General features: G+C 56.8%; 18 protein-coding genes and 4 tRNA genes. 6 read left to right on the forward strand and 16 right to left on the reverse strand.

All coding sequences use genetic code 11. The features are described 5' to 3' along the window. Window position 1 precedes the first annotated feature (1 nt). From TMS3_RS12865 to TMS3_RS12890, 5 genes are all read left to right on the forward strand, one after another. Window positions 2-1,075 carry a microcin C ABC transporter permease YejB gene (locus TMS3_RS12865; protein ID WP_025165687.1) on the forward strand — a complete coding sequence of 358 codons (1,074 nt, stop codon included), beginning with the start codon at window positions 2-4 and terminating at the stop codon, window positions 1,073-1,075. Window position 1,076: 1 nt separating this feature from the next. Continuing rightward, the gene (locus TMS3_RS12870) at window positions 1,077-2,096 is read left to right on the forward strand and encodes an ABC transporter permease (RefSeq protein ID WP_025165688.1); all 1,020 of its coding nucleotides are present in this window, start codon (window positions 1,077-1,079) and stop codon (window positions 2,094-2,096) included. 1 nt (window position 2,097) lies between these two features. Next, window positions 2,098-3,711, forward strand: a complete 1,614-nt coding sequence (locus tag TMS3_RS12875) for an ABC transporter ATP-binding protein (protein ID WP_025165689.1) — start codon at window positions 2,098-2,100, stop codon at window positions 3,709-3,711. A 29-nt stretch (window positions 3,712-3,740) separates the two neighbouring features. After that, a complete protein-coding gene (gene fabI, locus TMS3_RS12880) occupies window positions 3,741-4,538 on the forward strand; it encodes an enoyl-ACP reductase FabI (protein WP_025165690.1) in 798 nt (265 codons plus the stop codon). Window positions 4,539-4,646: 108 nt separating this feature from the next. Next, a protein-coding gene (locus tag TMS3_RS12890) for an IS3 family transposase (protein ID WP_200929663.1) occupies window positions 4,647-5,869 on the forward strand; the annotation gives its coding sequence in 2 pieces (ribosomal slippage) (window positions 4,647-4,998 and window positions 4,998-5,869; 1,224 coding nt in all). A gap of 44 nt (window positions 5,870-5,913) precedes the next feature. On the opposite strand, the gene TMS3_RS12895 is transcribed toward TMS3_RS12890, so the two are convergent. The 10 genes from TMS3_RS12895 to TMS3_RS12940 form a co-directional block, all read right to left on the reverse strand. Then, window positions 5,914-7,788, reverse strand: coding sequence for a SurA N-terminal domain-containing protein (locus TMS3_RS12895; RefSeq protein ID WP_025165693.1), 1,875 nt, complete (start codon window positions 7,786-7,788; stop codon window positions 5,914-5,916). 98 nt (window positions 7,789-7,886) lie between these two features. Continuing rightward, a tRNA-Asp gene (locus TMS3_RS12900) sits at window positions 7,887-7,963 on the reverse strand. A 51-nt stretch (window positions 7,964-8,014) separates the two neighbouring features. Beyond that, window positions 8,015-8,287: a nucleoid-associated protein HU-beta gene (gene hupB / locus TMS3_RS12905; RefSeq protein ID WP_025165694.1), complete on the reverse strand. Its 273-nt coding sequence runs from the start codon at window positions 8,285-8,287 to the stop codon at window positions 8,015-8,017. A 136-nt stretch (window positions 8,288-8,423) separates the two neighbouring features. Beyond that, window positions 8,424-10,820: an endopeptidase La gene (gene lon, locus TMS3_RS12910; protein WP_025165695.1), complete on the reverse strand. Its 2,397-nt coding sequence runs from the start codon at window positions 10,818-10,820 to the stop codon at window positions 8,424-8,426. A 150-nt stretch (window positions 10,821-10,970) separates the two neighbouring features. Then, window positions 10,971-12,251: an ATP-dependent Clp protease ATP-binding subunit ClpX gene (clpX, locus tag TMS3_RS12915; RefSeq protein ID WP_025165696.1), complete on the reverse strand. Its 1,281-nt coding sequence runs from the start codon at window positions 12,249-12,251 to the stop codon at window positions 10,971-10,973. Between the two features lie 109 nt (window positions 12,252-12,360). Next, window positions 12,361-13,002 (reverse strand): ATP-dependent Clp endopeptidase proteolytic subunit ClpP, encoded by a 642-nt coding sequence (gene clpP, locus TMS3_RS12920; RefSeq protein ID WP_025165697.1) that lies wholly within the window; start codon window positions 13,000-13,002, stop codon window positions 12,361-12,363. Window positions 13,003-13,094: 92 nt separating this feature from the next. Beyond that, a complete protein-coding gene (gene tig, locus TMS3_RS12925) occupies window positions 13,095-14,405 on the reverse strand; it encodes a trigger factor (RefSeq protein ID WP_025165698.1) in 1,311 nt (436 codons plus the stop codon). A gap of 127 nt (window positions 14,406-14,532) precedes the next feature. Continuing rightward, window positions 14,533-14,617, reverse strand: a tRNA-Leu gene (locus TMS3_RS12930). Window positions 14,618-14,671: 54 nt separating this feature from the next. Beyond that, window positions 14,672-14,747 (reverse strand) — tRNA-His (locus tag TMS3_RS12935). 33 nt (window positions 14,748-14,780) lie between these two features. Continuing rightward, window positions 14,781-14,857: transfer RNA gene (locus TMS3_RS12940), tRNA-Arg, on the reverse strand. A gap of 268 nt (window positions 14,858-15,125) precedes the next feature. Between TMS3_RS12940 and folD the strand changes: the two genes are divergently transcribed. After that, entirely contained in the window at window positions 15,126-15,980 is an 855-nt protein-coding gene (gene folD, locus TMS3_RS12945) for a bifunctional methylenetetrahydrofolate dehydrogenase/methenyltetrahydrofolate cyclohydrolase FolD (protein WP_025165699.1), read from the forward strand. Between the two features lie 59 nt (window positions 15,981-16,039). Here folD and TMS3_RS12950 read toward each other — a convergent pair whose 3' ends face one another. The 6 genes from TMS3_RS12950 to TMS3_RS12975 all read right to left on the reverse strand — a co-directional run bounded on the left by TMS3_RS12950 (window position 16,040) and on the right by TMS3_RS12975 (window position 22,031). Further along, entirely contained in the window at window positions 16,040-17,782 is a 1,743-nt protein-coding gene (locus tag TMS3_RS12950; protein ID WP_025165700.1) for an ABC transporter substrate-binding protein, read from the reverse strand. Window positions 17,783-17,880: 98 nt separating this feature from the next. Beyond that, window positions 17,881-18,153, reverse strand: coding sequence for a DUF2160 domain-containing protein (locus TMS3_RS12955; protein WP_025165701.1), 273 nt, complete (start codon window positions 18,151-18,153; stop codon window positions 17,881-17,883). A 12-nt stretch (window positions 18,154-18,165) separates the two neighbouring features. Beyond that, a complete protein-coding gene (locus tag TMS3_RS12960) occupies window positions 18,166-18,966 on the reverse strand; it encodes a carbohydrate ABC transporter permease (RefSeq protein ID WP_025165702.1) in 801 nt (266 codons plus the stop codon). A gap of 10 nt (window positions 18,967-18,976) precedes the next feature. Continuing rightward, entirely contained in the window at window positions 18,977-19,843 is an 867-nt protein-coding gene (locus TMS3_RS12965) for a carbohydrate ABC transporter permease (protein ID WP_025165703.1), read from the reverse strand. Further along, entirely contained in the window at window positions 19,840-20,937 is a 1,098-nt protein-coding gene (locus TMS3_RS12970; protein ID WP_025165704.1) for an ABC transporter ATP-binding protein, read from the reverse strand. The genes TMS3_RS12965 and TMS3_RS12970 overlap by 4 nt, the downstream gene beginning before the upstream one ends. Then, on the reverse strand, window positions 20,937-22,031 hold the full coding sequence (locus tag TMS3_RS12975; protein WP_025165705.1) for an ABC transporter ATP-binding protein: 1,095 nt from the start codon (window positions 22,029-22,031) through the stop codon (window positions 20,937-20,939). Before TMS3_RS12975 ends, TMS3_RS12970 begins: the two co-directional genes overlap by 1 nt. Window positions 22,032-22,157: the final 126 nt, after the last annotated feature.

Below are 22,157 nucleotides of genomic sequence, written 5' to 3' on the forward strand. Positions count from 1 at the left end.
GATGCTGGCGTATATTATCCGTCGCCTGTTGCTGATCATTCCCACCCTATTCGGCATTCTGCTGATCAACTTCCTCATCATCCAGGCCGCTCCCGGTGGTCCCGTGGAACAGATGATCGCCAAGCTGGAGGGGTTCGAGGGTGCCACCAGCCGGATCGCCGGCGGCGGTGCCGAGGTGGCCGTGGCTGGCTCCAACTATCGCGGCGCGCAGGGGCTCGACCCAGACCTGATCGCCGAGATCGAGCGCCTGTATGGCTTCGACAAGCCGGCTCCCGAGCGTTTCTGGATCATGCTGAAGAATTACGCCCAACTCGACTTCGGCGAAAGCTTCTTTCGCGACGCCAAGGTCATCGACCTGATCATCGAGAAGATGCCGGTGTCGATCTCTCTCGGGTTGTGGAGCACCCTGATCATGTACCTGGTCTCGATCCCCATGGGCATCGCCAAGGCCACCCGGCATGGCAGTGCCTTCGACGTCTGGACCAGCTCCGCGATCATCGTCGGCTACGCGATTCCAGCCTTCCTCTTCGCCATCCTGCTGATCGTGGTATTCGCCGGCGGCAGCTACCTGGACTGGTTTCCGTTACGTGGCCTGACCTCGAACAACTTCGATGAACTCAGCTTTGCCGGCAAGCTGCTTGATTACTTCTGGCACCTGGCCCTGCCGATCACCGCGCTGGTCATCGGTAACTTCGCCACCCTGACCCTGCTGACCAAAAACAGCTTCCTCGACGAAATCAACAAACAATATGTGGTCACCGCGCGCGCCAAGGGCCTGACCAACAACCGCGTGCTGTATGGCCATGTGTTCCGCAACGCCATGCTGATCATCATCGCCGGCTTCCCGGCAGCCTTCATCGGTTTGTTCTTCACCGGCTCCCTGCTGATCGAGGTGATCTTCTCCCTCGATGGACTCGGCCTGATGAGCTTTGAGGCGGCCATCAACCGTGATTACCCAGTGGTCTTCGGCACCCTGTTCATTTTCACCTTATTGGGTCTGATCGTGAAATTGATCGGCGACATCACCTATACCCTGGTCGATCCGCGTATCGACTTTGAAAGCCGGGAGCACTGAAATGGCCCTCTCCCCGCTCAATCAACGGCGCTTTGAGCGCTTCAAGGCCCACAAACGCGGCTGGTGGTCGCTGTGGATCTTCCTCTCGCTATTTTTCGTCACCCTCGGTGCCGAGCTGATCGCCAACGACAAGCCGCTCGCTGTCCGTTATGACGGCGAGTGGTTTTTCCCGGTGCTCAAGCGTTACCCGGAAACCGTGTTCGGCGGCGAGTTTCCGCTGCAAGCGAACTACAAAAGCCCGTACATTCAGGAGCTGATCGAAGCAAAAGATGGTTGGACGCTTTGGCCGCCCATCCCCTTCAGCTATTCCAGCATCAATTACGACCTGGAGGTGCCCGCCCCCGCCCCCCCCTCCAGCGCTAACTGGCTGGGCACCGACGACCAGGGCCGCGACGTATTGGCGCGGGTGATTTACGGCTTTCGCATCTCGGTGCTGTTCGCCCTTGTCCTGACCGTGCTGAGCTCGATCATCGGCGTGTTCGCCGGAGCCTTGCAGGGCTTTTACGGCGGCTGGGTCGACTTGATCGGGCAACGCTTTCTGGAGGTCTGGTCAGGCCTGCCAGTGCTGTACCTGTTGATCATCCTCGCCAGTTTTGTGCAACCGAACTTCTGGTGGCTGCTGGGCATCATGCTGCTGTTTTCCTGGATGAGCCTGGTCGATGTGGTGCGTGCCGAATTCCTCCGCGGCCGCAATCTGGAATATGTCCGTGCCGCCCGCGCCCTGGGCATGCAGAACGGCGCCATCATGTTCAACCACATCTTGCCTAACGCCATGGTGTCGACCATGACCTTCATGCCATTCATCCTCACGGGCGCCATCGGCACCCTGACCGCGCTGGATTTTCTCGGCTTCGGCCTGCCGCCTGGCGCACCATCGCTGGGCGAACTGGTCGCCCAGGGTAAGTCCAACCTGCAAGCGCCATGGCTGGGCATCAGTGCCTTTGCCGTACTGGCGATCATGTTGAGCCTGCTGGTGTTTATCGGCGAAGCGGCGCGTGATGCCTTCGACCCGAGGAAATAAGATGACCGATTCCCCCCCCCTCATCGAAGTCCGTGACCTGGCTGTCGAGTTCGTCACCGGCGATTCAAAACAACGGGTGGTCGAAGCCGTCAGCTTCGATATCTGCCGTGGTGAGACGCTAGCCCTGGTTGGCGAGAGCGGTTCCGGCAAATCAGTCACCGCGCACTCGATCCTGCGACTGCTGCCCTACCCGCTGGCCCAGCACCCCACGGGCAGCATTCATTACGCCGGAGAAGACCTGCTCAAGCTTGGTGAGAACAGGCTGCGTGGCATCCGTGGCAATCGCATTGCCATGGTCTTCCAGGAGCCGATGACTTCCCTTAACCCGTTGCACTGCATCGAGAAGCAGATCAACGAAGTGTTGGCGCTGCACAAGGGCCTGACAGGTAAAGCCGCCACAGTACGCACACTTGAGCTGCTGGACCTGGTCGGCATTCCCGAGCCACACAAACGCCTCAAGGCCTACCCGCATGAGCTGTCAGGCGGCCAACGCCAGCGGGTGATGATCGCCATGGCCCTGGCCAACGAACCCGAGCTGTTGATTGCCGATGAGCCAACCACCGCTCTGGATGTCACCGTCCAACTGAAGATTCTCGAATTACTCAAAGAGCTACAAGCGCGCCTGGGTATGGCCCTGCTGCTGATCAGTCACGATCTCAACCTGGTTCGACGAATTGCTCATCGAGTATGTGTCATGCAACGCGGACAGATCGTCGAACAAGCGTCGTGTGAATCATTGTTCCATGCACCGCAGCATCCCTATACCCAGGAACTGCTCGGTGCCGAGCCCAGCGGCTCGCCTGTGGCCAACCCGCCCGGTGAACCGATCCTGGAAGTCGACAACCTGCGCGTGTGGTTCCCGATCAAGAAAGGACTACTGCGCAAAACCGTCGATTATGTGAAAGCGGTGGATGGAATCAATTTCAGCCTGCCTCAGGGCCAAACCCTGGGCATCGTCGGCGAAAGCGGTTCCGGCAAGTCCACCCTCGGTTTGGCCATTCTTCGGCTGCTCGGCAGTCAGGGCGCCATTCGCTTTCGAGGCCAGGCCATGGACGGCTTGTCACAACAGGAGGTGCGCCCGCTGCGCCGGCAGATGCAGGTGGTATTTCAGGATCCATTCGGCAGCCTGAGCCCACGGATGTCGGTCGGCATGATTGTCGGCGAGGGCTTGCGCATACACCGCATGGGGACGGATGCAGAGCAGGAACAAGCGATTATCGACGCGCTTTTGGAGGTAGGTCTGGATCCGGAAACCCGGCATCGCTACCCTCACGAGTTTTCCGGTGGACAACGGCAGCGGATTGCTATTGCCCGTGCACTGGTGCTGAAGCCGGCGCTGATACTGTTGGACGAGCCGACTTCTGCGCTCGACCGTACAGTTCAACGCCAAGTAGTCGAGCTGTTGCGAGCATTGCAGGCCAAGTACAACCTGAGCTACCTGTTCATCAGCCATGATTTGGCGGTGGTTCGAGCGATCAGCCACCATCTGATCGTGGTCAAGGAGGGTCAGGTGGTCGAACAAGGCCGTGCAGACACGATCTTCGCGGCACCTCAGCACATTTATACACAGCAGTTGCTGGAAGCCGCCTTCATGGCCCCAGCCACTGTCGACTAATCCTTAACGCAGGAAGAGGAAGAACACACATGGGTTTTCTAAGCGGTAAGCGCGTACTGATCGTTGGCGTTGCCAGTAAACTGTCCATCGCCTCGGGTATCGCCGCGGCCATGCACCGCGAAGGCGCTGAACTGGCCTTCACCTATCAGAATGAAAAACTCAAAGGGCGGGTCGAAGAGTTCGCTGCAGGCTGGGGTTCCAACCCTGAACTGTGCTTCCCTTGTGATGTGGCCAGCGATGAGGAAATCGTCTCGGTTTTCGAGGCCCTGAGCAAGAAATGGGACGGTCTGGACTGCATCGTCCACTCGGTTGGTTTCGCCCCAGGCGACCAGCTGAACGGCGACTTCACCGACGTCACCACCCGCGAAGGCTTCCGCATTGCTCATGACATCAGCGCCTACAGCCTGGTAGCCCTGGCTAAAGCCGGTCGCGAGATGATGAAGGGCCGCAATGGCAGCCTGCTCACTCTGTCCTACCTGGGCGCCGAGCGGACCATGCCGAACTACAATGTGATGGGTATGGCCAAAGCCAGCCTGGAAGCCGGTGTACGCTACCTGGCCGGCAGCCTTGGTCCAGAGGGCACACGCGTTAACGCCATCTCCGCCGGGCCTATCCGCACGCTCGCAGCCTCCGGCATCAAGAGCTTCCGCAAGATGCTTGCCGCCAACGAGAAGCAGACGCCACTGCGTCGCAACGTGACCATTGAGGAAGTCGGCAACGCCGGCGCCTTCATCTGCTCCGATCTGGCGTCCGGTATCAGCGGTGAAATCCTCTACGTCGATGGCGGCTTCAACACCACTGCAATGGGCGCTATGGACGAAGACTGACAGCTAAAACTCAAGCATAAAAAAGGCCGCTTAAAGCGGCCTTTTTTATGCTGGTTGTCCCGTCCTGAATAAGGTTTACACCTTCTGACCTATTTTCAGGAGGGCGCAATGGATTCGGGGAAAAGGCGCAGTCAGCGCGATTACACCTTGGCTTTTAAATTGGCGGTTGTAGATCAAGTTGAAAAAGGCGAGTTGAGTTATAAAGACGCTCAAACCCGCTATGGCATCCAGGGTAGGTCGACAGTGCTGGTTTGGTTACGCAAACATGGTCGACAGGACTGGAGCCAAGGCGCATCCATTCGAGTTCAGAGAACCCGCGCCGTGCACAAGTCATCCACACCACTGACGCCTGAGCAGCGGATCAAGGAGCTTGAAGAACAGCTCACGATGAGCAACCAGAAGGCTCAATTTTTTGAAGCTGTCGTGAACGTTCTGAAAAACGACTACGGCGTTTCTATCGTAAAAAAGCGACCCGGCAAGTCCTCTCGCAAGGGCAAATCGAAGGCCTGAGCATCACTAGGGCTTGCCTGTTTATGGAAATTTCGCGCCAGGCTTATTACAAGCGAATCCGGGCATACGAGGCCCGCGCCCAACACGATCAAGGCGTGCTGGATTTTGTCTTGGAAAAGCGTCGCCGCCAGCCCCGGCTAGGAACGCGCAAGCTGCACCATTTACTGCATATTGAAGCTAGAACATCGCTGCAAGTCGGGCGAGATCGGTTGTTCACAATCCTGCGAGAGGCGCGTGAACTGGTGCCACGCAAACGTGCTTATCACAAAACCACCCACAGCCATCATCGCTTCCGACGCCATCCCAATCTGCTAAAAGACGGCCCAGCACAGGTTGTTGCTACGGGCCCTGAACAAGTTTGGGTCGCCGACATAACCTACCTGCCGACCCAGGAAAATGTAGCGTACCTAAGCCTGGTGACCGATGCCTTCTCACGCAAAATCGTAGGGCATCACGTGCATGAGACGTTGCACACGGAGTCGGTGCTCAAGGCTCTGAAGAGCGCTGTCAGCGAGAGAGAAACAGACCAACCTCTGATCCATCATTCTGACCGCGGCGCCCAGTACTGCTCAGACCTTTATCAGCAGTTGCACATCAAGCATGGCATTACCTGTTCAATGACCGACGGGTACGACTGTTACCAAAACGCGATGGCCGAGCGAGTGAACGGTATTTTGAAGATGGAATTCCTGCTGCGTCGGCCAAAAGACCTGGCAGAGGCTCGGAAGATGGTGGGCGAATCGGTGGCTATTTATAACGAAGAGCGGCCACATCTGGCCTTGAAATACAAAACGCCCGATGCGGTGCACCGGGCGTTTTGAGAGTGAAACAGGTGTAAACCTATTTCAGGACTAGACAGGTGGAATCAGAAACGCTCGATATCCGCTTTATCCTTCAGGTGTTTACGAAACGCGGCAAAGTCCTGCTGACCACTGCGCGAGGCCAGGAAGCGGCCGTACATGGCCTTATCTTCCGCACTCAGGGTCTCTTCAGGCTGACTCACGCCGTTTAAACGGACAATCACAAAATCGCCGTTATTCAGACTGACACCGGAAAAAGTTGGTTGTTCGCGATCCGTCGGCTTGGGCATACGGAACAACGCCTGAAGTACAACCGGCTCAACGCCTTCCTGACTGCGTGTAGCCGCTTCAACTACGTTCCAAGTCTGTCCCGCCAAGGCCTGATCAACCGGGGTCTGGCCATCCTGCAGAGCAGCCAGGAGCTCCTCGCCTTGCGCCTTAGCGGCTTCACTGGCACGAACCTCGGTTAACTGCGTGCGTATGCTGTCCGCCACTTGCTCGAGCGCTAACCGCTCAGGCTTTCTGTGCTCTTTGACGCGCACTACCACGGCAGTATTCGGATCAAGCTCGATAACACTGCTGTTACTGCCGTCTTCCAGCACTTCGGCACTGAACGCCGCCTGAATAACTTGACGGTTAGCAGTCAAGCCCTGCCCACCTTCACGCCCGAAAGCTTCAGTGGTTTTGATCTCCAACCCCAGTTCCTGCGCGGGCTGAGCCAAGTCAGACGCCTCAAACGCTGAGTCTTCCAGCTCTTTGCTGACTTCAACAAAACGCTGTTCAACCTTTTGCGCCTTAAGTTCACGCTCCAACTTACTTTTCAAGCTGGCAAAGCTTGGGACTTCCGGCGCCTGCACGCCCAACAGCTTGATCAGGTGCCAGCCGAATTCACTGCGTACCGGCACGGACACTTCGCCATCCTTCAAGGCATACAAGGCTTCCTCGAAAGTCGGGTCATAAACCCCGGGGCCGGCATAACCCAGATCGCCACCGTTGGCAGCGGAACCCGGATCGTCAGAAAGCTCTTCTGCCAGCGCGGCGAAATCTTCGCCTTCCTGCAGACGCTTTTGCACGCCCTCAATCTTGGCTTTGGCCTGCTCATCGCTGAGTGAATCACTCACCTCAATCAGGATATGCGCAGCCTGACGCTGCTCAGCCAGGTTGGCGATTTCATTCTCGTAGGCACTCTGCAACGCCTCGTCACTCACCTCGACCTGAGCGAAGAAGCCCTCCTTGCTCAGCTCGACATAATCCAGAACTACCTGCTCCGGGCTCATGAACTGAGTGGCTTGCGCATCGTAGTATGCCTTGATGTCATCATCACTCAGCTGAACCGCAGAGCTGTCGGCTTTCAGGGTCAAGGTCGCGAAATCGCGGGTCTGTTTTTCCAAGCGAGCAAACGCGGTTATTTCAGCGCTGGTGACAAAGCCACTGTTGGACAAGCCCGCGCGCAGCTGACCAATCAACATTTCCTGCTCAAGCATCTGGCGAAACTGCAGCCGGCTATAGCCAAGCTGACGGATCACCTGATCGAAGCGTTCTGCGCTGAATTTGCCGTCCACAAGAAACTCGGGGGTTTGCAGAATCACTTGATCCAGCGCTTGCTGAGAAAATGCGAAGTTGGCGTCAGTCGCGCCTTGCAGCAACAGCGTACGGTCAATCAGACCGTTCAGAGCGGCTTCACGCAGCAGTTTCTCGTCCAGCAAGGATGCATCGAAATCACGGCCAAGCTGCTGCAGCAATTGACGACGCTGCATCTCAACCGCTTGCCCGAGCTCATTCAGACTGACTTCTTTGCCGTTCACTTTAGCGGCATCTTGACTGTTGCTGGAGCCGGTAAAAATAGCCTCGACACCGGTCAACGCCAGGAGCATGACGATGATGGCAATAATGGTTTTAGCAATCCAACCCTGTGAATTGTCCCTGATGTTCTGCAGCATGTGTCCCCCAGAACGACTGTACAAAATTAAGCAGCCGCGCAGTGTGGGTAAAATCCGGATAGAAGAAAGGCGCATCCGAGGATGCGCCTTCTCGTAACTGGCGGAGCGGACGGGACTCGAACCCGCGACCCCCGGCGTGACAGGCCGGTATTCTAACCGACTGAACTACCGCTCCGCTGCCAGATCAGGGATTAAGCTGACCTGGAGGGCAATACCTGAAAGACGCTTAGTTAACGGCGTCTTTCAAGGCTTTACCAGCTTTGAAACCTGGGATCTTAGCGGCAGCGATGCTGATCGGCTTGCCAGTTTGCGGGTTGCGACCGGTGCGTGCAGCACGTTCTTTAACAGCAAAGGTACCGAAACCAACCAGTACTACGGAATCACCAGCCTGCAGAGCACCAGTGACAGATTCAATCACTGCGTCCAGCGCGCGGCCAGCAACAGCTTTTGGGATATCAGCAGATGCAGCGATAGCATCGATCAGTTCCGACTTGTTCACTCTAAGTCCCCTTAATTTCTGTTGAGTTTGTTTCTTGATTTTTAGTGTAAGCAAAACTGCTACTGGATGGCTTGCCGACACAATAAGAGCCGCTTTATAACAAGGGCTCTAAAATTGTGTCAAGAAACCCTCCCAGCTAATGCGTGCTAATTCGCTCCTTGGAATCAGACTCGCGCTTGTCATCCTTTGCAACCAGCCCTGAAGCCGCATCGGGCAAGGGCTCCGGGGCGTATTGCAGCGCAATTTGTAGGACTTCGTCAATCCATTTAACCGGTTTAATCTCCAGGTCCTGCTTAATATTCTCCGGAATCTCTTTCAAATCGCGCACATTCTCTTCTGGAATGATCACGGTTTTGATTCCACCCCGATGTGCTGCAAGTAACTTTTCTTTCAGCCCACCAATGGCCAACACTTGACCGCGCAGGGTAATTTCCCCGGTCATCGCCACGTCAGCGCGAACTGGAATCAGAGTCAAGGCCGAGACCAACGCCGTGCACATGCCTACGCCCGCACTGGGGCCGTCTTTAGGGGTCGCCCCTTCCGGCATGTGGATGTGGATGTCGCGCTTCTCGTAGAAGTCCAGCGGGATCCCCAGGCTCTTCGCCCGGCTGCGCACGACGGTTTGCGCCGCAGTAATCGACTCGACCATCACATCACCCAGCGAACCGGTCTTGATCAACTGCCCCTTACCCGGCACGACTGCCGCCTCTATGGTCAGTAACTCACCGCCCACCTGAGTCCATGCCAAGCCTGTAACCTGGCCGATCTGATCCTGCTGCTCAGCAAGACCGTAGCGGTGCTTACGCACGCCGAGGAAGTGCTCCAGAGAATCGGCGGTGACCAGCACTTGAAAGCGCTTATCGCGAGCGTATTCTTTCACTGCCTTGCGACAGATCTTGGCCAGCTGCCGCTCCAAGCTGCGCACCCCAGCCTCGCGGGTGTAGTAGCGAATAATGTCGCGAATGGCCGATTCTTCGAACTCCAACTCGCCCTTCTTCACCCCATTCGCCTGGATTTGCTTTTGCGCCAGGTACTTGGTGGCAATATTGATCTTCTCGTCTTCCGTATAGCCAGGCAGACGAATGACCTCCATACGATCCAGCAGCGGCGCCGGAATATTCATGGAGTTGGCGGTGCACAGGAACATCACATCGGACAGGTCATAATCGACCTCCAGATAGTGATCATTGAAATTGTGGTTCTGCTCTGGATCGAGCACCTCGAGCAATGCAGAGGCCGGATCACCGCGCATATCCTGGCCCATCTTGTCGATCTCATCGAGCAGGAACAGTGGATTACGCACACCAACCTTGGTCATTTTTTGGATCAAACGCCCAGGCATCGAGCCGATATAAGTCCGCCGATGACCACGAATCTCAGCTTCATCGCGCACACCGCCCAAGGCCATGCGAATGAACTTGCGATTGGTAGCATGAGCAATCGACTCCGCCAGCGAAGTTTTACCGACCCCTGGCGGACCAACGAGACAGAGCACCGGACCCTTGAGCTTTTTCACCCGTTTCTGCACGGCGAGAAACTCGAGAATCCGCTCCTTAACTTCTTCCAGTCCGTAATGGTCGGCATCAAGAATGGCCTCAGCCCGCGCCAGATCAAGGCGCACCTTGCTCTGTGCCTTCCATGGGACGTTGACCAGCCAATCGATATACGAACGGACCACGGTCGCCTCGGCAGACATCGGCGACATCTGCTTGAGCTTATTCAGTTCAGCCTGAGCCTTGGCGTGAGCCTCTTTGCTCAAGCCTGCATTTTCTACACGTTTTTTGAGCTCATCCAGCTCATTGAGACCTTCGTCACCATCGCCGAGCTCCTTCTGAATGGCCTTCATCTGCTCATTCAGATAGTACTCACGCTGACTACGCTCCATCTGCTTTTTGACACGGCCACGTATGCGCTTTTCGACCTGCAGCAGATCATTTTCCGCATCCAACAAGGCAAGTACGTGTTCAACGCGAGCGGTTAAATCAGTGATTTCCAGAATTTCTTGCTTCTGCTCGATCTTCAGCGCCATATGCGCCGCCATGGTATCGACCAGGCGACTAGGATCATCGATACCGTTAAGCGAAGACAGCACCTCAGCAGGAACCTTTTTACCCAACTGTACGTATTGCTCGAACTGGCTAAGCAGCGTACGCACAAAGACTTCAGCCTCGCGCCCGACAGCATCGGACTCATCGATCAGCTGCACTTCAGCGCGGCAATACCCCTCCACCTCGATAAAATTTTCGATTTCGCCACGCTGCTCGCCTTCGACCAGTACCTTGACCGTACCATCGGGCAGTTTGAGCAGTTGCAATACAGTCGCAACGGTGCCCACGCGATAGAGATCTGCTTCGCCGGGATCATCGTCCGCAGGGTTTTTCTGGGCGAGCAACAGAATCTGCTTCTCACCTTTCATCGCCGCCTCCAGGGCTTCGATGGACTTCTCGCGCCCCACGAACAGCGGAATAACCATGTGCGGATAGACCACAACATCGCGCAGCGGCAAGAGAGGTAATTCGATGGTTGTCTTCATGATTTTGGCTCTACTGCGGCCATACGGCCGTAAACAGGTGGGATGCCCCTTGCCCCTAAGATGGGGGCAGCCTCCGCAAAAAACAAGCACTAGAGATGGAAATGCAAAGGGGCCCGCAGGCCCCTTGCTTTAACCATGTAACAAGCGTGTTTACGCGTCAGGCGCAGCCTTGGCTGGCGGCTCGCTGTTTTCGTAAATGAACAACGGCTTGGATGAGCCATCGATAACACTCTCATCGATGACTACTTTACTGACTTCCGACTGCGAAGGAATCTCGTACATGGTGTCGAGCAAGATCCCCTCAAGAATCGAGCGCAAACCACGCGCACCAGTCTTGCGCTCCAGAGCCTTGTTCGCCACGGATTTCAGGGCGTCTGGACGGAACTCCAGATCGACACCTTCCATCTCAAACAACTTGGCATATTGCTTGGTCAAGGCATTCTTCGGCTCAGTGAGGATTTGCACGAGCGCAGCCTCATCCAGCTCATCAAGGGTGGCGATCACCGGCAGACGACCGACAAACTCGGGAATCAAGCCAAACTTCACCAGATCATCCGGCTCCACTTCGCGCAGTGACTCGCCAATCTTTTTGCCAAGATCCTTGCTGCGGACTTCTGCATTGAAACCGATGCCGCCCTTGGTCGAACGCCCTTGAATGACCTTTTCCAGGCCGGAGAACGCACCACCACAAATAAACAGGATGTTGCGCGTATCGACCTGCAGGAATTCCTGCTGTGGATGCTTACGACCACCCTGCGGAGGAACGGAAGCCACAGTGCCTTCAATCAGCTTCAACAAGGCCTGCTGCACGCCCTCACCCGAGACATCACGGGTAATCGATGGATTGTCGGACTTGCGCGAAATCTTATCGATTTCATCGATATAGACGATACCCATCTGGGCCTTCTCTACATCGTAGTCGCATTTCTGCAGCAGCTTTTGAATGATGTTCTCAACATCCTCCCCCACATAACCGGCCTCGGTCAGCGTGGTGGCATCTGCGATGGTGAAAGGCACATTGAGCAGTCGCGCGAGCGTTTCGGCCAACAAGGTCTTACCCGAACCAGTAGGGCCCATCAGCAGGATATTGCTCTTACCCAGCTCGACGTCGTCTTTCTTTTCACGCTGATTGAGGCGCTTGTAGTGGTTGTATACCGCCACTGCCAGAACTTTCTTCGCACGCTCCTGACCGATTACATACTGATCCAGGATGGTGCTGATTTCCTTGGGCGAAGGGAGCTTGTGCGCACTGCTTTCGGCCTGCGCTTCCTGCACCTCCTCGCGGATGATGTCATTGCACAGGTCGACGCACTCGTCGCAGATAAAGACCGAGGGGCCGGCAATCAATTTGCGCACTTCATGCTGGCTTTTGCCGCAGAAGGAGCAATAAAGCAACTTGCCGTTGTCCTCGCCGTTGCGGGTGTCAGTCATTCGATAAATCCAATACGGTAGGCTTGAAACACAAGATGAAGGCAAATGCGGGCATTTTCAAGCCCACACCGCGACCGACAGCCTGTCGGTCGCGCGCGATCAGCGCTGATTAGCTGGAAGCTTGGCGCTTATCGAGGACCTTGTCGATAAGCCCGTAGGCCACTGCCGTCTCACCACTCATGAAATTATCGCGATCGGTGTCTCTAGCAATCACCTCAAGTGGCTGGCCAGTATGGTCAGCCAAGACCTTGTTCAGGCGCTCGCGAATAGTCAGGATCTCACGGGCGTGAATCTCAATATCCGAGGCCTGCCCCTGGAAACCACCCAGCGGCTGATGAATCATCATCCGTGAGTGCGGCAAACAGAAGCGCTTACCCGCAGCGCCGGCGGTCAGAAGCAATGCCCCCATACTGCAGGCCTGGCCGATACAGATGGTGGACACATCGGGCCTGATGAACTGCATGGTGTCGTAGATCGACATACCCGCAGTGACCGAGCCGCCCGGCGAGTTGATGTACAGATGAATATCCTTGTCTGGATTCTCTGCCTCAAGGAACAGCAGCTGAGCGGCTACCAGATTGGCCATATAGTCTTCGACCGGACCGATCAGGAAGATCACTCGCTCCTTGAGCAGGCGCGAATAAATGTCGTAGGCACGCTCACCACGGGCCGTTTGCTCGATAACCATGGGCACCAAGCCGCCAGCGGCTTGAATGTCAGGCATTTGCTGCATCAGAGGATTACGGGACATGTCTTGCAGTTGCTCCCTAAATAGTCACGTCTCAAATACGCATAAGCCAGCGCGGAGGCTGGCTTATGGCATGTTCGAACGAGGTAAAGAAATCAGGCGGCGGGGGGTGCTTCTACCGGCTTGACAGCTTCTTCGTAAGAGACCGCTTTATCGGTCACATTGGCCTTCTGCAAAACAGTATCTACAACTTGCTCTTCCAGCACAACCGAGCGTACTTCGCTCATCTGCTGGTCGTTTTTGTAGTACCACGCCACAACCTGCTCAGGCTCTTGGTAAGCGGATGCCATTTCCTTGATCATCTCACGCACGCGGTCCTCATTCGGCTTCAACTCGAACTGCTTGACCACTTCGGCGACGATCAGGCCGAGCACTACACGGCGCTTAGCCTGCTCTTCGAACAGTTCTGCCGGCAGCTGCTCTGGCTTGATGTTGCCACCGAACTGCTGAACAGCCTGGACCCGCAGACGGTTGACTTCGTTAGCCAGCAGTGCTTTTGGCACTTCGATCGGATTGGCTGCCAACAGGCCATCCATCACCTGGTTTTTCACCTTGGAGGTAACGGCCTGACGCAACTCGCGCTCCATGTTCTTACGCACTTCGGCACGGAAGCCTTCCAGGCCGCTTTCCTTGATGCCGAACAGAGCGAAGAACTCTTCGTTCAGCTCTGGCAGCTGCGGAGCGGAAACGCTGTTAACCGTCACGCTGAACTCAGCGGTCTTACCGGCCAGATCGAGATTCTGGTAGTCAGCCGGGAATGTCGGATTGATCACCCGCTCTTCGCCTGCTTTGGCACCCACCAAGGCATCCTCGAAACCTGGAATCATGCGGCCGGAGCCGAGAACCAGCTGAGTAGCTTTAGCCGAACCACCAGCGAACACTTCGCCGTCGATTTTACCTTCGAAGTCGATGTTCAGCTGGTCGCCATCTTCGGCAGCCCGCTCAACAGCTTCAAAACGGGTGTTCTGCTTGCGCAAAACTTCCAGCATGTTGTCGAGGTCTGCATCAGCCACTTCAGCCTGCAGGCGCTCGATGGCAATGGACTCGAAACCGGTCACCTGAAACTCAGGGAACACTTCGAATGTAGCGACGTACTCCAGATCCTTACCCTTCTCGAAGGATTTAGGCTCAACAGCCGGAGCACCGGCCGGGTTGAGCTTCTGCTCGACAACGGCCTCATAGAAAGTCGACTGGATCAGATCGCTCAGGGCTTCCTGGCGAGCAGCGTCTTCATAACGCTGACGAATGACGCTCATCGGCACTTTGCCAGGACGGAAACCAGGAACCTTGGCGCGACGGGCAGTCTGCTGCAGACGCTTGTTGACTTCAGTCTCGATGCGCTCGACGGGAACGCCGACGGTCATGCGACGCTCAAGAGCAGAAGTGTTTTCAACAGAAACTTGCATTGATAATCCTCGTTGCACAGACATTAAGCCGGCCGTTTCCGGCCCCAGATCAAGGGCATGCATTCTAGAGGGTCAATTTACAGAAGTCACCCTAGATGCAAGCGGCAAACGGGAGAGAAGATAAAGATGGTGCGGACGGAGAGACTCGAACTCTCACACCTTGCGGCGCTGGAACCTAAATCCAGTGTGTCTACCAATTCCACCACGTCCGCAGGGTAAGGCGTTGAAACATAAGCGCCAGGCCTTGGGCCTGGCGCTTTGGAATATGGGGTGGACGATGGGGATCGAACCCACGACAACAGGAGTCACAATCCTGTGCTCTACCAACTGAGCTACGCCCACCATATTGCATTTGCTTGTGCCAAAGCTGCCAAATGGCACGCCCGGCAGGACTCGAACCTGCGACCATCCGCTTAGAAGGCGGATGCTCTATCCAGCTGAGCTACGGGCGCCTATCCATCTGCAAGTGCAGACTTAAAGCTTTCGACATCTGCAAGAGCCTGAACCCCCGCGTTTGCCGTCTTACCCAGTGTTTGGCTGTACTCGACAAGCGGGGCGAATCTTATAGAGGCACTTACCAGCCGTCAACACTAAAAGTTAAAAAAATCAGCGAGATAAAGGCGTTACGCGAAATTACCGGGCTTGTGCCTTTGCCCACCCGCCTCGCCATGCGAGAATGCGCGTCCTTTTTCAGTCCTTTCCAATGGTTAACCAAGCGCAATGACCGCACAACTGATCGACGGTAAAACGATCGCCGCCAACCTCCGCCAGCAGATAGCCCAGCGCGTCACCGAACGACGTCAGCAAGGCAAGCGCGCACCGGGTCTGGCGGTCATCCTGGTCGGCAACGACCCTGCCTCTCAGGTCTACGTCTCGCACAAGCGCAAAGATTGTGAAGAAGTTGGCTTTCTCTCTCAGGCTTACGATCTTCCCGCCAGCACCAGCCAAGCTGAACTACTGGCCCTGATCGACCGCTTGAATGAAGACACGAATATTGATGGCATCCTCGTCCAACTGCCACTACCGCAACATCTGGATGCCTCGCTGCTACTCGAGCACATTCGCCCAGATAAAGATGTCGACGGTTTTCACCCCTATAACATCGGCCGCCTGGCTCAGCGCATGCCGCTGCTGCGCCCCTGCACCCCGAAAGGCATCATCACCTTACTGCAGAGTACTGGTGTCGACCTTTATGGGATGCATGCCGTGGTGGTAGGCGCCTCGAACATCGTCGGTCGCCCCATGGCCATGGAACTGCTGCTGGCGGGCTGCACCGTGACTATTACTCATCGATTCACCAAGGACTTGCCCGGCCATGTTGCCGCCGCAGATATCGTGGTGGTTGCCGCCGGCAAACCAGGCCTGGTCAAGGGTGAATGGATCAAGGAAGGCGCCATCGTCATCGACGTCGGAATCAATCGACAGCACGACGGCAAATTGATCGGCGATGTCGTCTATGAAACCGCCCTACCCCGAGCAGGCTGGATTACCCCGGTACCAGGCGGGGTCGGCCCGATGACCCGCGCCTGCCTGCTGGAAAACACCCTGCACGCTGCCGAGCACCTACACGACTGATACCAGCTCGCATAAAAACGGCACCCGAAGGTGCCGTTTTTTTATGCTTAACAGAGCACTTAGTTGCGCGCCTGCTCCCAGGACTTCAGCAGTTCGCTGTAGTTGATGGTCTCGCCCTTGGGTTTTTCGTTGGCCAGTTTCGGCTTCGGAGCACCCGGCTGATCCAGCCAGTACTGTGGGTCTCGTGGCTCGTTCAGCTTCGGACCGCAGTCACCCTGTACCCCGGCACGCTCCAGGCGCCCCATCATGGTGTCCTGTGCCGCCGCCAGGCCATCCAGCGCCTCTTGCGGTGTTTTATCCCCGCTCGCTGCTTCGGCAATGAACTGCCACCACAACTGAGCCAAGCGTGGGTAATCCGGCACGTTAGTACCTGTCGGCGTCCACTGCACCCGCGCCGGACTGCGATAGAACTCAACCAAACCGCCCAGCTTCGGTGCTGCATCGGTCATGGCCTGTGAGTTGATATCCGACTCACGAATAGGCGTCAGCCCTACCAGGGTCTTCTTCAGCGAGACAGTCTTGGAGACTACGAACTGCGCATACAACCAGGCGGCCAAACGCTGCTTTTCTGGAGTGGACTTGAGGAAGGTCCAGGAACCAGTGTCCTGATAGCCCAGCTTCATGCCTTCTTCCCAGTACGGACCTTTCGGCGACGGCGCCATGCGCCACTTCGGCGTGCCATCCTCGTTAACCACCGGCAGCCCCGGCTTGGTCATGTCTGCGGTGAAGGCGGTGTACCAGAAAATCTGCTGAGCAATATTGCCCTGGGCAGGCACCGGGCCCGACTCAGAGAAGGTCATGCCCTGCGCTTCCGGCGGTGCGAACTTGCGCATCCAGTCGACATATTTACCGGTGGCGAATACCGCTGCCGGGCCGTTGGTATCACCACCACGGGAGACACTGGAGCCCACTGGGCGACAGCCCTCGACGCGAATGCCCCATTCATCTACCGGCAGGCCGTTAGGCAAGCCTTTGTCGCCGGCACCGGCCATGGAGAACCAGGCATCGGTGAAGCGCCAGCCGAGCGATGGATCCTTTTTACCGTAATCCATGTGACCGTAAATACGTTGACCATCGATCTCCTTGACCTTCTCGGAGAAGAATTCGGCGATGTCTTCGTAGGCTGACCAGTTGACCGGCACGCCCAGCTCGTAACCGTAGATCTCCTTGAACTTGGCTTTCAACTCGGGACGCTCGAACCAGTCAGCACGGAACCAATAGAGGTTGGCGAACTGCTGATCGGGCAGCTGGTACAACTTACCATCCGGCCCCGTGGTAAAGGACAGGCCGATAAAATCCTGCAGGTCCAGGGTCGGCAGGGTGAAGTCCTTGCCATCGCCGGCGATCATGTCGCTGATCGGCACCACTTTGCCGTAACGAAAGTGCGTGCCGATCAGGTCCGAGTCATTGATATAACCGTCATAGATGTTCTTGTTCGACTGCATCTGAGTTTGCAGCTTTTCGACAACGTCGCCCTCCTGAATCAGATCATGGTTGATCTTGATCCCGGTGATCTCAGTGAAGGCCTTGGCCAGCACCTTGGACTCGTATTCATGGGTGGCGATGGTTTCCGAGGCGACATTGATGTCCATGCCACGAAACGGCTCGGCCGCCTTGATGAACCATTGCAACTCCTGCAATTGTTGCTCTGGCGTCAGGGTCGACGGTGCGAACTCCGAACCGATCCATTTCTTCGCCGCATCCTCGTAAGCATCGGCCCAAGCAGCGCCACTCAAGCCCGACAAGGCGAGCAAAGCCGCCAGCGCCGCACTATGTCGTGTCTTGTTGTTATTGTTGAACATAGACATCTCCTTTCTGATTGTTAGATCGGCAACCGGCAGATCGATACACCCATCGGCGCCCTTGCAGCAGCACACATCCTCGCCAGCTGATTTCTGCCTCAGCCCCAACGCATCACAGCAAACAACCACAACATGGACAGCAGCGAGGCTATCCAGATCGACCAATCGGTTACACCCAGTATCAGCAGATGCCAATAGGCGCTTCCGAGCAGCCCGATAAACAGCCGATCACCGCGAGTCGTCGCGATCGGCAGGAAGCCCCTACGCTCTGCGCAGGGCGAGCGGATTTCCCACACGGTCATGCCCACCAGTATCAGCGCGATGGCGCCGAAAAAAATTGCCGTGGGTAAAGTCCAAGCCATCCAACCCATAGTCTTATCTCCTCAAACCCGGCCAAGGGCGAAGCCCTTCGCCACATGATTGCGGACGAACCAGATCACCAACATGCCCGGCAGGATGGTCAGCACCCCGGCCGCCGCGAGCACCCCCCAATCGATCCCCGACGCCGATACGGTGCGGGTCATCACCGCCACGATCGGCTTGGCATTCACCGAGGTCAGCGTGCGCGCAAGCAGCAGTTCGACCCAGGAGAACATGAAGCAGAAGAAAGCGGTGACGCCGATGCCCGAGCCGATCAGCGGGATAAAGATCTTCACGAAGAACTTCGGAAAACTGTAGCCGTCGATATAGGCCGTCTCGTCGATTTCCTTCGGCACCCCGGACATGAAGCCCTCCAGGATCCACACCGCCAACGGCACGCTGAACAGGCAATGAGCCAGGGCCACGGCGATATGGGTGTCGAACAGGCCAATCGAGGAGTACAACTGAAAGAATGGCAGCAGGAACACCGCCGGCGGCGCCATGCGGTTGGTCAGCAGCCAGAAGAACAGGTGCTTGTCGCCGAGAAAACGGTAGCGCGAGAACGCATAGGCCGCCGGCAAGGCTACCGTCAGCGAAATCACGGTGTTCAGACACACGTAGTACAGCGAGTTGAGGTACCCCTCGTACCAACTGGGGTCGGTGAAGATCACCTTGTAATTGGCCAGAGTGAAGTCCTGCGGCCAGAATGTCAGGCCGCCGAGAATCTCGGTATTACTCTTGAACGACATGTTCAGCAGCCAATAGATCGGCACCAGCAGAAACAGGATATACAGCGCCAGCACCATTTTTTTTCGTAGATTCATGGTCGGAGCCTCAGCGATTCTTGTCGGCATGGGTCATGGCGGTATAGAACAGCCAGGACAACAGCAGAATGATCAGGAAATACACCAGCGAGAAGGCCGCCGCCGGCCCCAGGTCGAATTGCCCAATGGCCATCTTGGTTAGCGTCTGACTGAGGAAGGTCGTCGCATTGCCCGGCCCGCCCCCGGTGAGTACGAAGGGCTCGGTGTAGATCATGAAGCTGTCCATGAAGCGCAGCAGCACCGCGATCAGCAACACGCTTTTCATCTTCGGCAACTGGATATGACGAAACACCGCCCAGGCCGAGGCGCGATCGATCCGTGCGGCCTGATAGTAGACATCGGGAATCGCCCGCAGCCCGGAATAGCACAGCAGCGCCACCAGCGAGGTCCAATGCCAGACATCCATGACCAGCACCGTCACCCAGGCGTCCATGGTGTTGGAAGCGTAGTTATAGTCGATCCCCGCTTCGTTCAGGCTCCAGCCGAGCAGACCGATGTCGGCACGACCGAAGATCTGCCAGATGGTGCCGACCACGTTCCACGGAATCAGCAATGGAATGGCCATCACGATCAAACACAACGAGGCCCAGCGCCCCTTGGTCGGCATGGTCAAGGCTATGGCAATACCCAGGGGAATCTCGATCAGCAGCACACATCCCGAATAGATGAACTGGCGCAACAATGAGTCGTGCAGGCGCGGGTCCTGCAGCACCTGCTTGTACCAGTCGAAGCCGACGAAAATACGCGTCGAGGGGTCGAAGATGTCCTGCACGGAGTAGTTGACCACCGTCATCATCGGCACGATGGCACTGAATGCCACCAGCAGAAACACCGGCAGCACCAACCACCAGGCCTTGTTGTTATGCACCTTGTTCATGGCGCCACCTCCACCAGGTAGTCATCGGCATAAAGCATCAGCCACTGCGCCGGGAAGCTCAGGTAGACCTGCTGCTGCGGCACCGGTTGATCCTCCTGCAGGCGCACCTTGAGCACCTGACCATCGAGGCGCAGGGTGAGGATCTTGTAGGTACCCAGATCCTCGACATGCACCACATCGCCGCACAGGGCGCCCTCGTAGGGCCCATCCCAGACATGCACGAACTCGGGGCGGATACCGACCTTCAAGGTCTGCCAATTCATCTCAGCGAGGCGCGTATTCAGTGCCGGGCTCAGCGGCAGACGGGTGTCGGCGAACTGCACCCCACCCTCGCAAAGGCTGACATTGATCAGGTTCATGCCCGGACTGCCGATGAAATAGCCGACAAAGGTGTGGCTGGGTCGCTCGAACAGTTCACGCGGCGTGCCGAACTGGACGATCTGACCGCCGTACATCACCGCGATCTTGTCGGCGAAGGTGGAAGCCTCCAACTGATCGTGGGTGACGTAGACCATGGTGATGTTGAACTGCTCATGGATCTGCTTGAGCTTGCGCCGTAGCTTCCACTTGAGGTGCGGATCGATCACCGTAAGCGGCTCGTCGAAGAGAATCGCCGACACGTCGTCACGCACCAGACCACGGCCCATGGAGACCTTCTGCTTCTCGTCAGCGGTCAAGTTGCTGGCTTTTCGATGCAACAGCGGGTGCAGGTCGAGCACCTCGGCGATTTCGTGCACCTTGCTCATCACCCGTGGCTCGGCCATGCCTTGATTGCGCAACGGAAACGCCAGGTTGTCGAACACCGTCATGGTGTCGTAGACCACCGGAAACTGGAAAACCTGGGCGATATTACGTTCCTGCGGCGAGAGCTCGTTGACCTCGCGCATGTCGAACATCACCTGCCCCTCGGACGGCACCAGCAAGCCGGAAATGATGTTGAGTAAGGTCGACTTGCCGCAACCCGAGGGACCCAGCAATGCATAGGCACCGCCCTGCTCCCAGACATGGGTCATCTCACGGATCGCGTAATCTTCCGGCCCTTGTGGTTCACGGCTGTAGCTGTGCGCCAGGTTCTGCAAACGAATCTCGGCCATCAGGCACTCCTCCCTACGCGACGGCTCGGTGCCTGCACCAGCTGACCTTGAGTGTCGAACGCGAACAATTTGTGCGTGGGGATGTAGATCAGAATCGGCGTGTCGACGTCGTATTCATGCACCCCCGGCAAGTGCAGAACCAGGACGAACTGATCGTTGCTCACATGCAGGAAGGTTTCCGAACCGCTGATTTCAGCCAGATCGACTGTCACTGCCAACTCAAGATCGTCGTCGTTCGACGGCACCAGCCCGATGTGACTGGGGCGCACACCAAAACGGTACTCACCCTCGGCAATTTCCTGCAGGTCAGGATTGAGTGGAAAATGTACGGCATCGGCGAAACTTACTTCGGTGCCCGTGATACGCCCCGGCATCAAGTTGATTGGCGGCTCGGAGAACAACTCGGCAGCCAATACCTGCTGCGGACGGTGATACACCTCGGCAGTTTTACCGCTCTGAATCACCCGGCCCTCGTGAAGGACCGTGGTAGTGCCGCCCAAGGCAAGCGCCTCATTAGGCTCGGTCGTCGCGTAAATCGCGATGGTGTGGCGGGTCTTGAACAGCTCGCGCATTTCCTGACGCAGTTCTTCGCGCAGCTTGTAGTCGAGGTTGACCAGGGGCTCGTCGAACAGCACCACCTCAGCATCCTTGACCAGCGCCCGGGCCATGGCCGTACGCTGCTGCTGGCCACCGGACAACTCCAGCGGATGGCGCTCCAGCAAGGCTTCTATATGCAGCATCCGCGCAGTCTCCAGCACCCTGCTGGCAATCTCGTCTTTACCGATGCCGGCCTGACGCAGCGGCGAGGCGATGTTCTCGAACACCGTCATGGTCGGGTAGTTGATGAACTGCTGGTAGACCATCGAGACGTTGCGCTTACGCACCGGCACTCCGGTCACGTCCGCACCATTCATCAGAATGCGCCCACTGCTTGGCCTGTCCAGGCCAGCCAACAAACGCATCAGGCTGGTCTTGCCGGACAAGGTGCGGCCCAGCAAGACGTTGAAAGATCCAGGTTCGAAACTCAGACAGGCGTCGTCGATATACAGCTGGTTATCGACGACTCGAGTGACATGCTCGAGGGTAAGCGACATGGCGTGCCCTTATTATTGTTGTGCCCTGCGGTCGAAAAACCGCGTTGCACTGCATAAGCGAATTCGGTGCCAGCCTGCAAAACCCATCACTTTAATAGCTTTAAGTTATTGTTATTTAATACATTT

The sequence above is a fragment of the Pseudomonas taeanensis MS-3 genome, from assembly GCF_000498575.2.
Classification (GTDB): Bacteria; Pseudomonadota; Gammaproteobacteria; order Pseudomonadales; family Pseudomonadaceae; genus Aquipseudomonas; species Aquipseudomonas taeanensis.

Excerpts from the sequence above, each read along its gene's own strand:
- fabI (WP_025165690.1), top strand. The coding sequence starts at position 3,741 with ATGGGTTTTCTAAGCGGTAAGCGCGTACTGATCGTTGGCGTTGCCAGT.
- TMS3_RS12865 (WP_025165687.1), top strand. The coding sequence starts at position 2 with ATGCTGGCGTATATTATCCGTCGCCTGTTGCTGATCATTCCCACCCTA.
- lon (WP_025165695.1), bottom strand. The coding sequence starts at position 10,820 with ATGAAGACAACCATCGAATTACCTCTCTTGCCGCTGCGCGATGTTGTG.
- TMS3_RS12960 (WP_025165702.1), bottom strand. The coding sequence starts at position 18,966 with ATGAATCTACGAAAAAAAATGGTGCTGGCGCTGTATATCCTGTTTCTG.
- TMS3_RS12870 (WP_025165688.1), top strand. The coding sequence starts at position 1,077 with ATGGCCCTCTCCCCGCTCAATCAACGGCGCTTTGAGCGCTTCAAGGCC.
- TMS3_RS12975 (WP_025165705.1), bottom strand. The coding sequence starts at position 22,031 with ATGTCGCTTACCCTCGAGCATGTCACTCGAGTCGTCGATAACCAGCTG.
- TMS3_RS12970 (WP_025165704.1), bottom strand. The coding sequence starts at position 20,937 with ATGGCCGAGATTCGTTTGCAGAACCTGGCGCACAGCTACAGCCGTGAA.
- clpX (WP_025165696.1), bottom strand. The coding sequence starts at position 12,251 with ATGACTGACACCCGCAACGGCGAGGACAACGGCAAGTTGCTTTATTGC.
- folD (WP_025165699.1), top strand. The coding sequence starts at position 15,126 with ATGACCGCACAACTGATCGACGGTAAAACGATCGCCGCCAACCTCCGC.
- TMS3_RS12950 (WP_025165700.1), bottom strand. The coding sequence starts at position 17,782 with ATGTTCAACAATAACAACAAGACACGACATAGTGCGGCGCTGGCGGCT.
- clpP (WP_025165697.1), bottom strand. The coding sequence starts at position 13,002 with ATGTCCCGTAATCCTCTGATGCAGCAAATGCCTGACATTCAAGCCGCT.
- TMS3_RS12875 (WP_025165689.1), top strand. The coding sequence starts at position 2,098 with ATGACCGATTCCCCCCCCCTCATCGAAGTCCGTGACCTGGCTGTCGAG.
- tig (WP_025165698.1), bottom strand. The coding sequence starts at position 14,405 with ATGCAAGTTTCTGTTGAAAACACTTCTGCTCTTGAGCGTCGCATGACC.
- TMS3_RS12965 (WP_025165703.1), bottom strand. The coding sequence starts at position 19,843 with ATGAACAAGGTGCATAACAACAAGGCCTGGTGGTTGGTGCTGCCGGTG.
- TMS3_RS12895 (WP_025165693.1), bottom strand. The coding sequence starts at position 7,788 with ATGCTGCAGAACATCAGGGACAATTCACAGGGTTGGATTGCTAAAACC.
- TMS3_RS12955 (WP_025165701.1), bottom strand. The coding sequence starts at position 18,153 with ATGGGTTGGATGGCTTGGACTTTACCCACGGCAATTTTTTTCGGCGCC.